The sequence below is a fragment of the bacterium genome (assembly GCA_008933615.1).
GTDB lineage: Bacteria > CLD3 > CLD3 > SB21 > SB21 > SB21.
The window spans coordinates 17,639-32,946 of record WBUR01000029.1; the positions used below are offsets into that span (position 1 = coordinate 17,639).

General features: G+C 43.0%; 19 protein-coding genes. 11 read left to right on the forward strand and 8 right to left on the reverse strand.

What is annotated here, in order from left to right; all coding sequences use genetic code 11:
• The 3 genes from ybeY to rpiB all read left to right on the forward strand — a co-directional run bounded on the left by ybeY (position 1) and on the right by rpiB (position 1,960).
• Positions 1–417 carry an rRNA maturation RNase YbeY gene (gene ybeY, locus F9K33_11440; protein ID KAB2878863.1) on the forward strand — a complete coding sequence of 139 codons (417 nt, stop codon included), beginning with the start codon at positions 1–3 and terminating at the stop codon, positions 415–417.
• Positions 418–424: 7 nt separating this feature from the next.
• Positions 425–1,273, forward strand: a complete 849-nt coding sequence (gene nadC / locus F9K33_11445) for a carboxylating nicotinate-nucleotide diphosphorylase (GenBank protein ID KAB2878864.1) — start codon at positions 425–427, stop codon at positions 1,271–1,273.
• A gap of 126 nt (positions 1,274–1,399) precedes the next feature.
• Complete coding sequence (gene rpiB / locus F9K33_11450) at positions 1,400–1,960, forward strand: ribose 5-phosphate isomerase B (protein KAB2878896.1); 561 nt, start codon at positions 1,400–1,402, stop codon at positions 1,958–1,960.
• Position 1,961: 1 nt separating this feature from the next.
• Here rpiB and ribB read toward each other — a convergent pair whose 3' ends face one another.
• The 8 genes from ribB to F9K33_11490 all read right to left on the reverse strand — a co-directional run bounded on the left by ribB (position 1,962) and on the right by F9K33_11490 (position 9,231).
• Complete coding sequence (gene ribB / locus F9K33_11455; protein ID KAB2878865.1) at positions 1,962–3,182, reverse strand: 3,4-dihydroxy-2-butanone-4-phosphate synthase; 1,221 nt, start codon at positions 3,180–3,182, stop codon at positions 1,962–1,964.
• Complete coding sequence (locus tag F9K33_11460; protein KAB2878897.1) at positions 3,088–3,741, reverse strand: riboflavin synthase; 654 nt, start codon at positions 3,739–3,741, stop codon at positions 3,088–3,090. Before F9K33_11460 ends, ribB begins: the two co-directional genes overlap by 95 nt.
• Before the next feature lie 13 nt (positions 3,742–3,754).
• Positions 3,755–4,069, reverse strand: a complete 315-nt coding sequence (locus F9K33_11465; GenBank protein ID KAB2878866.1) for a heavy metal-binding domain-containing protein — start codon at positions 4,067–4,069, stop codon at positions 3,755–3,757.
• 40 nt (positions 4,070–4,109) lie between these two features.
• On the reverse strand, positions 4,110–4,292 hold the full coding sequence (locus tag F9K33_11470; protein ID KAB2878867.1) for a hypothetical protein: 183 nt from the start codon (positions 4,290–4,292) through the stop codon (positions 4,110–4,112).
• Position 4,293: 1 nt separating this feature from the next.
• Positions 4,294–4,704: a DoxX family protein gene (locus F9K33_11475; GenBank protein KAB2878868.1), complete on the reverse strand. Its 411-nt coding sequence runs from the start codon at positions 4,702–4,704 to the stop codon at positions 4,294–4,296.
• A 79-nt stretch (positions 4,705–4,783) separates the two neighbouring features.
• Entirely contained in the window at positions 4,784–5,653 is an 870-nt protein-coding gene (locus tag F9K33_11480; protein KAB2878869.1) for a hypothetical protein, read from the reverse strand.
• Positions 5,654–5,705: 52 nt separating this feature from the next.
• Positions 5,706–7,415, reverse strand: coding sequence for an electron transfer flavoprotein-ubiquinone oxidoreductase (locus tag F9K33_11485; protein KAB2878870.1), 1,710 nt, complete (start codon positions 7,413–7,415; stop codon positions 5,706–5,708).
• A 49-nt stretch (positions 7,416–7,464) separates the two neighbouring features.
• Positions 7,465–9,231 carry a hypothetical protein gene (locus F9K33_11490; GenBank protein KAB2878871.1) on the reverse strand — a complete coding sequence of 589 codons (1,767 nt, stop codon included), beginning with the start codon at positions 9,229–9,231 and terminating at the stop codon, positions 7,465–7,467.
• A 261-nt stretch (positions 9,232–9,492) separates the two neighbouring features.
• On the opposite strand from F9K33_11490, the gene F9K33_11495 reads away from it, so the two are divergent.
• From F9K33_11495 to F9K33_11530, 8 genes are all read left to right on the forward strand, one after another.
• Positions 9,493–10,224 (forward strand): CPBP family intramembrane metalloprotease, encoded by a 732-nt coding sequence (locus F9K33_11495; GenBank protein KAB2878872.1) that lies wholly within the window; start codon positions 9,493–9,495, stop codon positions 10,222–10,224.
• Between the two features lie 101 nt (positions 10,225–10,325).
• The gene (locus tag F9K33_11500) at positions 10,326–11,108 is read left to right on the forward strand and encodes a class I SAM-dependent methyltransferase (protein KAB2878873.1); all 783 of its coding nucleotides are present in this window, start codon (positions 10,326–10,328) and stop codon (positions 11,106–11,108) included.
• A gap of 226 nt (positions 11,109–11,334) precedes the next feature.
• The gene (locus F9K33_11505; GenBank protein KAB2878874.1) at positions 11,335–12,162 is read left to right on the forward strand and encodes an aldo/keto reductase; all 828 of its coding nucleotides are present in this window, start codon (positions 11,335–11,337) and stop codon (positions 12,160–12,162) included.
• Positions 12,163–12,169: 7 nt separating this feature from the next.
• Positions 12,170–12,646 (forward strand): hypothetical protein, encoded by a 477-nt coding sequence (locus F9K33_11510; protein ID KAB2878875.1) that lies wholly within the window; start codon positions 12,170–12,172, stop codon positions 12,644–12,646.
• Between the two features lie 5 nt (positions 12,647–12,651).
• On the forward strand, positions 12,652–13,008 hold the full coding sequence (locus F9K33_11515; GenBank protein KAB2878876.1) for a hypothetical protein: 357 nt from the start codon (positions 12,652–12,654) through the stop codon (positions 13,006–13,008).
• A gap of 100 nt (positions 13,009–13,108) precedes the next feature.
• The gene (locus F9K33_11520; protein KAB2878877.1) at positions 13,109–14,434 is read left to right on the forward strand and encodes a GTPase; all 1,326 of its coding nucleotides are present in this window, start codon (positions 13,109–13,111) and stop codon (positions 14,432–14,434) included.
• Positions 14,435–14,496: 62 nt separating this feature from the next.
• Positions 14,497–15,024, forward strand: a complete 528-nt coding sequence (locus F9K33_11525) for a molybdopterin adenylyltransferase (protein KAB2878878.1) — start codon at positions 14,497–14,499, stop codon at positions 15,022–15,024.
• A gap of 73 nt (positions 15,025–15,097) precedes the next feature.
• Entirely contained in the window at positions 15,098–15,304 is a 207-nt protein-coding gene (locus F9K33_11530) for a hypothetical protein (GenBank protein KAB2878879.1), read from the forward strand.
• The last annotated feature ends 4 nt before the right edge of the window (positions 15,305–15,308 follow it).

Here is a 15,308-nt window from a genome sequence, read left to right on the forward strand (position 1 = left end):
ATGTCCATTCAGATTTTCGCTTCTCAAAAAAAGCATTCTATTCCTACAATTAAAATAAAAAAACTCATCCGGCTTATATCGCGGGCTGAAAACGGAAAATTGCCGAACAGTTTGTCTATCGTCTTCCTGAGCAACGCCGCCATGCGCCGTATTAATAAACGTTTTCTAAAACACGATTATGCTACGGATGTTATTTCGTTTAATCTCTCGTCGGAAAGATCTCTTGAGGGTGAGATTTATATCGGATTGGATAAAGCCGTGACGCAGGCGCGGGAATTCAACGTTCCGCTCTCTAACGAAATTCTGAGGCTCGCCGCGCACGGATTTCTTCATATTCTGGGGCATACTGATGACACGATACGAAAAAAAAACAAGATGCTGAAATTGGGCGATTTTTACATTTTACAACTAAAATAGTACGGGTATGGAATTATCCGATAACATCAAAAGCCTTATTGCCCTTAGCCTAAAGGAAGATATCGGACGTGGCGACATCACGACCTTATCCACGATTCCTTCGTCGCTTAACGGCAAAGGAATGGTTAAGGCAAAAGCAGCGGGCATTTTGTGCGGAATGAAAGTGTTCACTGAAGTATTCAGACAAACAGATGCCTCTATCAAATGTAAGTGGCATTTCGAGGACGGGCAAATGCTGGCAGTGAATCAAGTCTGTGTTTCTTTCGAAGGTCCGATGCAATCCATTCTTACGGCGGAACGAACGGCACTGAACTTTCTGCAGCGTATGAGCGGGATTGCAACGCTGACGCGTCGATACGTTGATTTAATAAAGCATACATCAGCGAAGATTATCGACACGCGAAAAACGACGCCGGTTTGGCGTGAACTTGAAAAATACGCCGTGCGAACCGGCGGCGGTTCTAATCACCGTATGGGTTTGTATGACATGTTCTTGATAAAAGATAATCATATAACGGCGTCCGGGAGCATCCCTTCAGCAATAGAAAACGCGATTCGCTATAACAACGAACGAAAACTTCGCTGCCGTATAGAAGTCGAAACGAAAAATCTGGATGAAGTTAATGAAGCCCTTCAATTCCCGATTCAGCGCATCATGCTCGATAATATGAACCCGGAACAAATGAAGGAAGCAGTTAAGCTGATTAACCGGAAATGTGAAGTCGAAGCATCCGGAGGCGTTTCGCTTGCGACCGTCCAGATGATTGCCGAGACCGGCGTTGATTTTATCTCCGTTGGCGCGCTTACGCATTCCGCTCCTTCGATGGACTTAACTCTTTTAGTTGAAAAAGTGTAATTCAATTCGTATTATTACGAAATAAAATAATTACCGGAATCTCTGATGGCACAAAAACTTATCACAGAAAAAATGGTTATTGAAACGGCCCGTTTTCAAAAAACGATGGAGGTGCCGAAAAAAGCCATGATCACCGCGCTTGCCAGAGACAAAGCCAAGCAACTGGGACTCCGATTCATTACTACCGAAGAAAATAAAACATGGGATCCCTCATCGCCTCTTAAACCCGGGGCTGACAACAAAATTGCTATCGGTTCTGATCATGGCGGGTATGCATTAAAAGAACACATCAAAAAAACCTTGAGAGATTTGAATTTCCAGATCATTGATGTTGGAACTAATTCAAATCAGGCCGTTGACTATCCCGATTTTGCGCACGCGGTAGCGCTTTTAGTTTCGGACGGCGACTGCGTAAAAGGCATTATGATCGACGGCGCCGGTATAGGTTCCTGCATGACAGCAAATAAAGTTCCCCATGTACGTGCCGCCATGTGCTACGATCTTACAACGGCTGTGAATAGCCGTGAACATAATAATGCCAATGTCTTGACCTTAGGCGGCAAGATGATCGGTGAACTTTTGGCAGATCAAATTGTGGACGTGTGGCTTAAAACAGAATTTGCCGGCGGCCGGCATCAGTCAAGAATTGACAAGATTACCAATACTGAAAAAAAATATTTTAAGTGACCTAGAATTGTTCCTTTTGCCTTGACGTGATCGGTACCGATTCAACGATTTCCAAACCGTATCCGTCCAATCCGACGTATTTTTTATCATTGTTTGTCAGCAAACGAATTTTCTTGATCCCAAGATCGACGAGAATTTGCGACCCTACGCCCAAAGTTCTCCAGTCTTTATTCGTGTCGTGCGTGTGATGACTATCCAGCGCCGGCTCCTCTTCAAATGGAAATAATCCAAGGCCGCGACCGTCATCCCCCTGCAGATATAGTAGGATTCCCCGCCCTTCTTTCTCTATCATGTCCAGACAATTAGCAATGTGCGATGACTGCGAATAATAGGCCGATCCGAATACGTCGCCCATCAGGCACTGCGCATGTACCCGAACAAGTATGGGTTCGCTCGTGTGAATGTTGCCTTTCGTTATTGCGAGATGTTGATCGCCGTTCAGAATATTTTCGTACACGCGCACGTTAAATTTCCCGTAAAGGGAGGGCAATTCAATGTCCGTTGCGATGGAGCGGACAAATTTTTCTTTGTGCAGACGTTGATGAATAAGATCTTTGATCGTGATGATCTTCAGATTGAATTCTTTTGCCATTTCGATCAGACGGGGGACGCGCGCCATAGATCCGTCTTCATCCATGATCTCACATAACACGCCCGCCGGATAAAGCCCTGCAAGGCGCGCGAGATCGACTGTCGCTTCCGTATGGCCTGACCTTTCCAGCACGCCGCCGTCGCGTGCCACCAACGGAAAAATATGACCGGGCCTGGCAAGATCATGCGGCTGCGTCTGATGGTCTATCACCGTGCGGATGGTTAACGCGCGATCCGCCGCTGAAATGCCGGTCGACGTGCCCCGTTTCGCATCGATCGTCACGGTAAACGGTGTTGCGTGCAGTGCCGTGTTATTATCAACCATAATATTGAGATTCAATTCCTGCGCGCGCTGTTTTGATATAGCCATGCAGATCAAGCCGCGGCCGTGTTTGGCCATAAAGTTTATCGACTCCGGTGTAACGCGTTCAGCAGCCAGAATAAAATCACCCTCATTTTCACGATCTTCATCATCGACGACAATTAAAATCTTACCTGCTTTATAATCGTCGATCGCCTCATCGATGGAGTTGAATTTATACATGTATGAATCCTTTTTCTTTAAGAAATTCCTCAGTAATACGTGAAGGCGTGTCAGCTTCTGCTTTACGTGACAATAGTTTGTCAACATATTTTCCTATCATGTCAACTTCAATATTGACTAATTCGCCGGCGTGCCGTTGCGCTAAAGTCGTGACAGCCCATGTGTGCGGAATAATCGATACGGATACATTGTTTCCCTCGAGTTCCGCAATCGTAAGGCTGATTCCGTCCATGGCTATGGATCCTACGTGGATTAAATAACGCTCCAATTCGGGCGGAATTTCTACAGTCACCCACCAACTCGTGCTACGTTCTTCTATCGAAAGAATGCGGCCAACGCCATCAACGTGGCCGAGCACAAGATGCCCCCCAAGACGGTCAGACAAACGCATGGCGCGTTCCAGATTAACTTCAGTTCCAATACCGAAACCGCTTAAAGTTGTTTTTTTTAAAGTCTCTTCCACAGCTTCTACATCGAAGATATGGGATTGAACGGCAACCGCCGTGAGACAGCATCCGTTAACGGCAATACTGTCATCGATTTTAAGATCGTTAAGTTTGTTCGATGAAATTGAAAACCGAACGCCGTCGCCGATTTTTTTGACGGCTGTAATTTTCCCTACATCTTCGATTAGTCCCGTAAACATACATACCTTTGGTTTATTCAAAATGAACGCCGGTACCGCAGGCCGTAACCATTAACATACTTTGGCCGATGGTCTCGTAGTCGATATCCACGGCAACGACGGCATTTGCGCCCATGGCCTGTGCCTGGTCTTCCATCTCTTTTACGGCAATCGCTTTTGCTTTCCTGAGTTCTTCCTCGTATGACGCCGATCGACCGCCGACAATGTCACGAATTCCGGCGAAGAAATCTCTAAAAATATTTGCTCCTAAAATGGCTTCGCCGCTGACTAAACCGTAATATTTAGTGATGCGTTTCCCTTCAATATTCGGGGTCGTTACTACCAGCATGATTTTATCCTCCTTAAAAATTGCTCAACAAAAGCGTGTCCTAGTTCTTTAGATATTTATCGTAAATAGCCTGTAATTTTTTCAATGACATGGAATCCAGGTCTTCCTCGTCTTTAACGCGATTATACAACTTCCTAAACTCATATTCATCGTCGGGTTTTAATTTATGACTCGCGTAATACTGAATGTCTTCACACATTTTTCTTACCTCACTAAACGTCATATCAGTCTCCGTGTTTTTTTACCAGATTCTCCAATGAAAAACTTCCGCTGCCGCTGTAAAGAGTCCCCATCGATAAAACCAGCATCTGAACGGCATGCTCCATTTCGCGGTAGGGATCGTTACGATGAACAAAGAAGACCGCTACCATCATCACGATGATCACGCCAAGGCTGGCCTGGCGCGTCAATAATCCAAGGCCGATCATTATACCTCCAAAAAACTCCACGCCGCCGGCCAAATAAGCGCAACCAACGGGAAATGGGAAGTTTATTTTTGTAAGATAATCGATCATCTTTTGCGGGGCGCCGGGTCCGAAGAGTTTATTGTATCCATGAAAAACGAAGATCATAGCTACACCCATTCGTAAAAAGAATACGCTTACATGATTATATTTTTGAAAAAAACGGAACATGGAAGAGACTCCTTTGTTTATGCAATTGTAAAAACAATCATCACCTGATGCTGAATGTTAAACAATAAGCTAAAATATACTACTTGAGATTTATTACAAAATCTACGTATGGAATACCAATACCTACATCTCCGTTGACACCTGTTGGACGAATGAAGGCCAGATCAATAGCTAATCCTTCACCAAAAAATCTAAGACCAAATGACAAAAAACTGCCATCACTATTCGGTACTATCCAGTTTTCCGTTACGAAAGCGGTACGCCGTGTAAGCCGTTTCTCGGCACCGAGCATTATAATCGGTTTGTCGGCTACGTGTGAACCTGAATAGCCCCAACCAAGACCCGCTGTTACACTTCCATCAGAATTACCGATACTTCCAACTCCATAGTGAATTCCAATTGTTTCACCACCACCGGTCGCACCCATTAGCAGTGTACCGACGGCAACATTGACACTCTTGGCTACTTGAAAACCGACTTTAGGCGTTAAATAATAAACTTGCTCAGGAGCACCTGGAAAAATGGATATACCGCCTCCCATGGTAATATTATTGGTAATTCCAAAAGCACCCCCAATAAAGAATATATAAATATTCTGAAAGTAACCCTCTCCGCTTTTTAACATTCGCCCGGTTGGCGCAATATAGAGACGCGTCGAATTTGGATTAGGAAACCAGTATTCACCATTGTGGATGGACTTAGTTAATATCTCTTTTATGTCCTTGATCTTCTGAATGGGAATCTGGACAATTCCAACGTTGGATTCAAATCTGATATCAGCCTCATTAATTTCAATAATTCTGCCGTTTAAAGTCGATCCGTCGGTAGTTGTCAATATCTGAACCGTTGTAGAGTCTGGAATTTTGATCTTATCTTTGATATTCGTTTGAGAATAAAGAGGTAGAATTATTAGCATGGAGAACATTATTGCTTGCCAACATGCATTCATGTTTTCTCCTGTTAGGGATTGGTGATCTGAGAATTATTAAACAAAACACATCCTACATATTCTTATATATCGGCCCGCCGCCGCCTTCGGGCGTGACCCAGTTGATAACCTGATACGGATCGGCAATATCGCACGTTTTACAATGAACGCAGTTTGAAAAATCAATTCGAAGTTGGCTGGGCTTTCCTTCTTCGGGAATTATCATATTATAAACTTGCGCGGGACAAAAATGCTGGCACGGATTTCCGTATTCTTCTTTACATCGCGTATTGCAAATATTTGCCAGGTCGTCCGGTTGAATCACTAAATGACAGGGCTGATTTTCTTCATGTTTGGTTCCTGAATAATATACATCGGTTAATTTCTCAAAAGTTATTTTTTCATCCGCTTTCACTTTTGTTATCGGCGAGCCCGATTCCGATTTCTTCTTCATATGTTCGTAGTCCACATGAAGCAATGTCCGTTTTTTGGTGCCCCCGTTGGTAAGATAAATTTGCAAACCTGCTTTGATCATCCCGGAATAGAAACTACCCGTGAAATTTTGGCGCCAATTTCGCGAACCCCAAAGTTCACGATAGGCCCAGCTGGCACGGAACAATTCATCAAATCGTTTCAAAGTCGATTCAGAATAATCCTGTTTCTGAAGAGCTTCAAACGCCGCTTCCGCCGCCAGCATGCCGGATTTGATAGCTAGATGAATTCCTTTCAGCCGTGAGATATTTATAAATCCTCCTGATTCTCCGATCAGCATAACGCCGTCAGCGTAGAGCTTCGGCATCGACCAATATCCGCCTTCGGAAACTGTTTTCGCACCGTAACCGCTCATTTTTCCGCCGTCCAATAGGCCTGCGATATATGGATGCGTCTTAAATTTTGTAAAAGCGGCGTGCGGATCGAATGTTGGATTTGCATAATCCAGCGCGCTGACAAATCCAACGGAACAAGTCGTATCGCTCATCATGTAAATCCAGCTGCCGCCGTAATGATCCGAGGAAAGGGGCCAACCAGCCGTGTGAATGACCATACCTTTTTTCAGGCGCCCTGACGGAATTTCCCATATTTCTTTGACGCCGGTTCCATAAACCTGCGGGTTACGGTCCGAATCGAGTTTTAGCTTTGGCACTAATTGTTTGGTCAAACTCCCGCGAGGGCCTTCCCCCAAAATAGTTATTTTCGCATGAATATCTACGCCGGCCTCAAAATTGGATTTCAAATTTCCGTGATGATCAATACCTTTGTCTCCGGTGCGAATACCGATGACCTTGTCACCGTTATATAAAACTTCTTTCCCGGGAAACTCCGGAAAAATATTAACCGTATCGCTGAATTCTTTGCCGATTTGATCCGCCAGCCACTCAGCGACCTTATTAAGCGAACAGATGTAATTGCCGTGATTCTGTAAGGTCGGCGGAAGAACGGGGAATTTTAATTTTCCTTTTTCCGTGAGAAGATAAACAGATTCTCCCGTCACTGCACTTTCCACAGGAAAACCTTTTTTAATAAAATCCGGTATGAGTTCCTTAATCCCGGACGGATCCATAACGGCGCCGGACAACATGTGATCGCCGACATTTTTCCCTTTTTCCAGAATCCCAATCCCATTTTCCAGTTGAATTTTCTGTCCTTGTTTGGTACCGCTTTCAATTGCGTCATTATGTTTCTTGATCAAATCAGCTAAATGATAAGCCCCGGCCAGGCTTGACGGACCGGCGCCAACGAAAAGCACATCCATTTCCATCACATCGCGTTGAATCTCTGCCATATTTATTCCCTCTCAAATTGATTCATGAATTTGTTTGATCATGCCTTCGTTATGGTTTCGTGATTGTCAAATCGTCAAACAAGACCCTCACGTCATATCCTACCGCAAGTCCGATCGAACGATCACCTGCGATCGGATCCTCAAAGGTCTTGATCAGTTGATCATTAATATAAAATGAAATCTTGTTCTTCAGGCATTTCACTTTTAATATATTGGTGCTTTCACCTTTGATCACCGGGGATTTGGTCCAATTCAAATAATACGCCTCCCCCGCTTTTACGTGATTCACCGAATATTCGCCGTCATGATTAATGTAGATATTAAAAAAATCACCTGAATTCATCGAATACACGTCCAGTCCGTAGCTTTCTGTGTTCGAACCGCTCTCCCACTTAGTAGTAACGGCTATGTTTGCATCGCCATACGTATCCGGCAGCCAGATCGGCGATGCCGATGAACCGTTCAGCGAATAAGCGCCGTTTCGTACATAAGAAAATTTATCTTCTTTCCAGCCCCTGGAATTCATCGAAAAATCGTCGGTATAAAATTTTCTGCTTTTTTCGATACGCGGATCCATGTAGTCGATCTTAAATCTGCTTTTCCCTTTTAGATTCAAAGCCTCTCTTGCGACCATTTTCTGGTTAAAATTTTTCGAAAGATTTAAATAATCTACGATATAAATACCGTCGTCATTGTCATCGATCCACCCGATTTGGCCTTTTGTAAAATCACAAGCTCTCAATCCATGCGCTTTCATGATACATTCCTCGTTGATCAAACCGCCGTCCAGCGCATTTCCATTTATTACGCCCAATAGTCCGTTCCGCTCGTTGGCATTGGAAGCGCCGGCATATTCATCCAGCGCGTTAAAGATATGTCCGGTTTCGTGCGCCATCACTTCCCACGCCTGATCGGGGCCCCAGCCGTCGCACCGGTTATTCATTACCAAAAGCGGTCCGCCCAGATTGGCCCATGCAACCGAACCGGATTCCTTCCAATTTCCGTCATCGTCATTATCGGCGGGAACCGCAAGCACCACAAAAGCCCAGTTCGTTTTGTATTTGTTTCGAAGATCATTGGCAAATTCATTGCAAATGCGGTACGAATCGCCTTCACCGTAGCCGAGTTTTATCGCTACGTCATTGATCCATACATCCGCGTCTTTATATGAATGGGTAATAGGCTCGTACTTCGTTTTCACATCCATAAATTCATACGTCCAGGATAAACTGGCGCGATACCCGCCCTGTTCTGCCCACCACTCGAGCCCTTTACGAACCTGATAGAACATGTCCTCTTTGGAATAATCATCCCAGCGTTCCGTCTTCTTTTCCAAAGTCCCGTCGCTCTCCACGAACACTACCGCAACGGCAACACTACCCATCATATATTCGCTGGTTTCATACTTGCCCGGTTTCTCTTCAGCGCGGTCATTATCTCCGCTTTTGTCCTCTTCACCACGTGTGGCCATCATGGCAAGAAATTTTTGATTCCATACGTTGATTACCATTTTATCTCTGAAAGAAAAACTACCCTTCGCATCATAAAATGTATCGGTTACCGCGATAACTTTGGATTGTGACCGCAACATTTTCTCGCCGTCTTTGGTCAGGTAGCCCTGAATGATCGTTGGCGGATAACAATGAATGGCATGTCCGTCAGTCTTTTCAACGATGTTTTTGTATTGAACAAATTTAGCAGAATCTTTGTTATCCAAAACGATCATGGAGTATTTTCCGGTAAACAGGCTTTGAGAAAACACGTTCGCTGCCGGAAACAACAACACTAGTAACATGATACAATGTAATATTCTCATAATTCATTATTCCTTTAATACCCCCAAATTTTCCATAAATATACTTCATTTATCATTTTACAGCAACGATTAATTTATGGTGAACCACAGTCGTGCCGTTCAAATCCCGTTGATTTTCTTCGTATTTTCGTTTAGTTTTTGAAGGTGTGATATAACGCGCGCATGATCTTGTGTCAAACCATGTTATGTGATATATCGCTCCCGATAGATTTTCAAAATTACATCGGGTTGTGATGAGTCAGAATTGAAATAGGAAATCCTATGAGAAAAGCGCTAAATTTGTTCCTGGCGTTAGTTCTGTACTTCAGCATTACAATAATCAATGTACAGCTATTTCTTAATCCTTTAGTTATACCGCTATTTCCATCGGGATACATTAGAGAACACTTCTGGATTAGGGACTACATTCATCATTTTGTACAAATGTTTTTGGCTTTGGTGGTTATAGTTTTCATATTAAAAGGGCGTTTTAAAGATTATGGTTTAAACTTGCAAAATTGGGACTTATCTAAAAAGTACATTTTATGGTTCTTTTTGGTTTACGGTGTTTTTACAGCGCTGAATTTTCTCCCAAATTTTCTAAACGGAGAACCGGAACCCGTTAACTTTTCGCTAACAACCTTTAATATTTTGGGGTGGTTTTCCTTTACAGCGCTGATGAGTGGAACGTCGGAAGAAATATTCTTCCGTGGCCTACTGCAAACATTTTTGAATAAGGCATGGAAAGGTTCAGTTAAGATTGCACAATTGAATATTCCTACGGCTGGAATAATAGCAGCGCTTATTTTTACCTTTGCACATATGGAATTTAATTTTGACCCTTTCGCTGTCAGTTACAACATTCCTCAACTAATAGTTGCTTTTATCTTGGGTATATTTTACAGTGTCGCATACGACCGTTCCAAAAGCTTGATTGCGCCCATTGTGGCACATAACTACGCCAATTTCATCATGTATTTTATCGGATACTTAACAATAATATTGTTTTCATAAATCTTGAGAACGTTTCAATTTGCAACTCGATTGGATGCAGAACAACGGTTAACATCAGTTCCAACCGGACTGCTGAGCATTATACAGCCAACTATTTTGCAATGCTTGATATTTTTGAAATAGAAATTTCTAAATCACTGGATGCTAAGCCGGAGTTACTACCTTTTATCCCAGAGCTTCTTGCTGATTTATGGGAGTTGGGTAGTTCAACGGATTTGGTTGTTGAATTATTTAGACCTTTGAATCTTTCGCCTAAGACGACGCGTGTCTTGGATCTAGGCTGTGGAAAAGGCGCTGTCTCTATTACCTTGGCGCACAAACTCGGCTTTCAAGTATTCGGTATTGACGGTTTTAGACCTTTTCTTGAAGAGGCAAAATTAAAATCAAAGGAACATAATGTTTCTGATTTATGTCATTTCGAATATGGCGACATACGGGAATCCATCAAAAAAGATGAAATTTTTGACATTGTAATCTATGCTGCAATTGGTGATGTTCTCGGCGGATTCAATGAATGCGTTGGAAAACTAAGACACACCATTCGTCCGGGCGGGTATATGTTAATTGATGACGGTTTTCTTAAAGAATCCGTTAAGATTGAAAAGGAACGTTATGGACATTATGTTTCGCATGGCGAGACTGTGAAACAACTTACGTCTTTTGGCGATATTCTTTTGAAAGAAAAAGTCTTCACCGCTGAGGAGACGAGAACTATGAACAAAAAATATACCGTAATGATTCGTCAGAGAGCAAAAAAGCTGGCGAACGATCATCCCGAATTAGCCGATTCTTTTTTTTGGTATCTTCGCAATCAGGAAGAAGAATGCGAAATACTTGAAACTGACGTTGTCGGCGCTGTATGGCTTCTTCAACGTAAAGTGTAATTTGTAAATTTTGGTATCAACTCAGCGAAAGTGTAAATAAAAATTTACTGCTTTTTCGAGACAATTTGTATCTTGTTATAAATGATTAGCGGTATAACAAATCGCTGAAGCTTAGCTCAATCGTTAGACGAATATCCTGTAATAATACAACCGGCCGATGTTGATTTGGGAGCGGCACATAACATAGTGAAAGACGTTCTCTTACCGCAAACCAACCACTGAAACTATGTCATTATCCATAGAAAGTAAGATCAAACTCAACAATGGCGTATTGATCCCCGCAATCGGACTGGGTGTATATCAAGCCCGTGCCGGCGGCGAAACGCGGGATGCGGTTTTGCATGCTCTCAATGCCGGATATCGCCACATTGATACGGCAAAATTTTATGCTAATGAAAAAGACATTGCCGCGGCTTTGAAACAAACCAACATACCGCGCGAACATATTTTTGTCACTACCAAACTGTGGAATAACGATCACGGCTATGATAATACGATCAAAGCGTGCAGCGAGAGTGTGAAGCAACTCGGATTATCTTTTGTTGACTTGTATCTGATACATTTTCCCGTTCGAAAACTAAGGCATGACAGCTGGCGCGCATTGGAAACTCTTCACGAAGAAGGAAAATGCCGCGCTATCGGCGTGAGTAATTATACGATCCGTCACATTGATGAATTACTTCAAAAAAACAAAATCGTTCCGTCCGTAAACCAGGTCGAATTCCATCCCTATTTATATCAAAAGAAGTTATTGGAGTTTTGTCATTTGCATCATATCCGAATCGAAGCATACAGCCCGTTAACTAAGGGGAAAAAACTGAATGATCCGAAATTGACGGAAATTGCAAAACGTTATAACAAAAGCTCGGCGCAAATCCTCATCCGGTGGGCATTACAGCACGGCTTGATCGTCATTCCAAAATCATCTCACGCGGATCGAATTCGTGAAAATTGCGATGTATACGATTTTGAAATATCAGCTTCAGATATGGCTCTGCTTAATTCATTCCACTGCAACTTCCGCGTTGCATGGGACCCAACAAACGAACCGTGAGGTTTTTATGAAAAAAAGCGTGTGCGTATTGCTCATCATTGTTCTATCCTTCAGTTCATGCAAAAAGCATGAAACTAAAGCTCCACGCCCGGAATTTGCAAGAATGGCATGGATATTGGGTTCATGGGAGGGCCACGACAGCAACTCGGTTTATTTTGAAAAGTGGAAACAAACTAGTGATGAACTTTTTGACGGTTTGGCAACAGTCATAATCAAAGGCGATACTGTATTTTCAGAACACGTCACGATCGAAATTATTGACAGCGCAATTGTATATCGCGTGGTTATCGGAAAAAACGAACCTGTGTTTTTCAAACTCATTTCTGCAGATGAACAGTTAATCAGTTTCTCAAACCCTCACCATGACTTTCCGCAGAATATTACGTATCAGTTGAAGCCGGACGGTTCACTTTATGCGTACGTGGACGGCATGATCAACAAACAGTATCGAAAGGATGAGTTTTTTTACAGCCGGGAGAAATAAAGTTTATGAAAAAAATTTACCACCTCGCGACCTGCAAAACCTGCCAAAAGATCATAACCGCAATAAAACCCGGTAAGGATTTTATTTTCCAAAATATTAAAGAAGAAAAAATCACTCCGGAACAGCTTGATACAATGAAAAAAATGGCCGGATCTTACGATGCACTATTCACAAAACGTTCTATGAAGTTTCGTGCATGGAATCTTCAAGACAAAAATCTTACCGAAAATGACAAACGTGACCTTATACTTAAGGAATATACTTTTCTCAAAAGACCGGTTTTTATTGTTGGGCAAAATATCTTCATCGGTAACGCTAATACAACCGTTGAAAACATCAAAAAAACAATTAAATCAATATAAATAATGTTTTAAAACATGACTTTGGTCATTCTTTTCTGACCTTTTTATTATTATACTAAGGGCAGTATAACAACCCTTTTATCCTGTATGGAGGTATTTTATGCAGAGGATCAGAACTATTATCATGGGCGCGGCGGGACGTGATTTTCATAATTTTAATGTCGTGTACCGTGATAACAAGACGTATGAAGTGGTCGCTTTCACTGCCAATCAAATTCCCAACATTGACGGACGCAAATATCCCGCCGCCCTGGCCGGAAAGCTGTATCCTAAAGGTATTCCGATCTTCCCGGAAAAAGATCTTGAAACGCTGATAAAGAAACACAAAATAGATGAAGTCGTTTTTTCTTACAGCGATGTTTCATATAATTACGTCATGTCACGAAGTTCCATCGTCAATGCCGCTGGCGCGCATTTCAAATTGCTTGGCGCCGGGTCGACCATGATCAAAAGCAAAAAACCGGTCATTTCGATCTGTGCTGTCAGAACGGGTTCCGGCAAAAGCCAAACTACGCGGCGTGTATCAGGAATTCTTCAGCGTATGGGTCTCAAAGTTGCGGCAATCCGTCACCCGATGCCCTACGGCGATCTCGAAAAACAAAGAGTACAGCGTTACGGCTCCATTGCCGATCTGAAAAAACACAAATGCACAATTGAAGAGATTGAAGAATATGAGCCGCATATTGTCAGCGGAACAATCATCTATGCCGGCGTGGATTACAAAGCGATCATCGAACGAGCAGAAAAAGAAGCGGACATAATTCTCTGGGACGGCGGCAATAACGATATGCCGTTTTACAAGCCCGACTTGCATATTGTCGTAGCCGACCCGCTCAGGACCGGACATGAATTATCTTATTATCCAAGCGAAGCTAATTTACGGTTAGCTAATGTAGTTATCATCAATAAAGAAGATACTGCGGATAACAAATCTATTAACCAGCTCCGCGATCATATTCGACAGGTCAATTCCACTGCGACCATCGTGGATGCGGCCTCGCCAATTCTTGTGGATCATCCTGAATGGATTACAGATAAAAGAGCGTTGGTCGTCGAAGACGGCCCGACATTAACGCATGGCGAGATGAAGTTTGGAGCCGGGACGGTTGCCGCGCAGAAATACAACGCAAAGGCGATCATCGATCCGCGCCCGTATACGGTTGGCACGATCACGGATACGTTTAAAAAATATCCCGACATCGGAATCCTACTTCCGGCCATGGGTTATGGAAATAAGCAGATCAAAGACCTTGAAACGACAATCAATAAGGTTCCGTGCGATGTGGTTATTATTGGAACACCGATCGACCTAACGCGTTTGATCAAAATTAAGAAACCTTCCGTGCGCATTCGCTACGATTTGCAGGAGATTGGAAAGCCAAATTTAGATACCATACTTTCTAAATTTGTCAAAAAATCGAAATAACTTCACAATACAAAGCCTGTTGTGTTGATTTGACAAGCGGGCTTGGCATATTTTGGCCACGTATGAAAACAAAAATCGGCATCCTTACCGTTTCCGATCGTGCCAGCGCCGGAGTCTATGAAGACCTTTCCGGCAAAGCTATCATTGAGCTTCTTAACACCTATTTAAAAAGCCAATGGGACCAAGTATACAAGATCGTTCCGGACGAACGGGATGATATAGAGAAAGAATTGAAAAGAATGGCAGACGACGAGGGTTGCAACCTGATCGTTACAACCGGCGGAACCGGCCCCGCTAAGCGCGATGTCACGCCGGAAGCAACAGAAGCCGTTTGCGAAAAAATGATGCCCGGATTCGGCGAATTGATGCGTGCGATCTCGCTCCAATACGTTCCCACGGCTATTTTGTCGCGGCAAATGGCAGGAATTCGCGGCCATTCGCTTATCATCAATCTTCCCGGAAAACCAAAGTCAATTAAAGAATGTATGGATGCAGTTTTCCCTGCCGTCCCCTATTGTGTTGAACTAATAGGAGGGCCTATCTTAGAATGCAAAGACGATGTGATAAAAATATTCAGGCCAAAAAACTGAATGAAAAATTACTTGAAACTCAATCAAAAATTTTAGATCATTAGATAGTTATTAAATAAACTGAAGGAGTTATATGAAAAAGAAAATTATGCTGATCGCTTCCGTTGCAATACTGGCTGTTGCCGGCGCTGTATTTGCGTTTACATTTCAAAATCAGGAACCTGCCGTTGTTGCGACGCCGGCGAAAACTGATGCTTGCTGTATGTCAAAGGAAGAAGCCGGCAAGACTACGGCTGCTGAAAACACAACCGCAAAAGACGCCTGCTGCGCTAAGAAGTAAATTT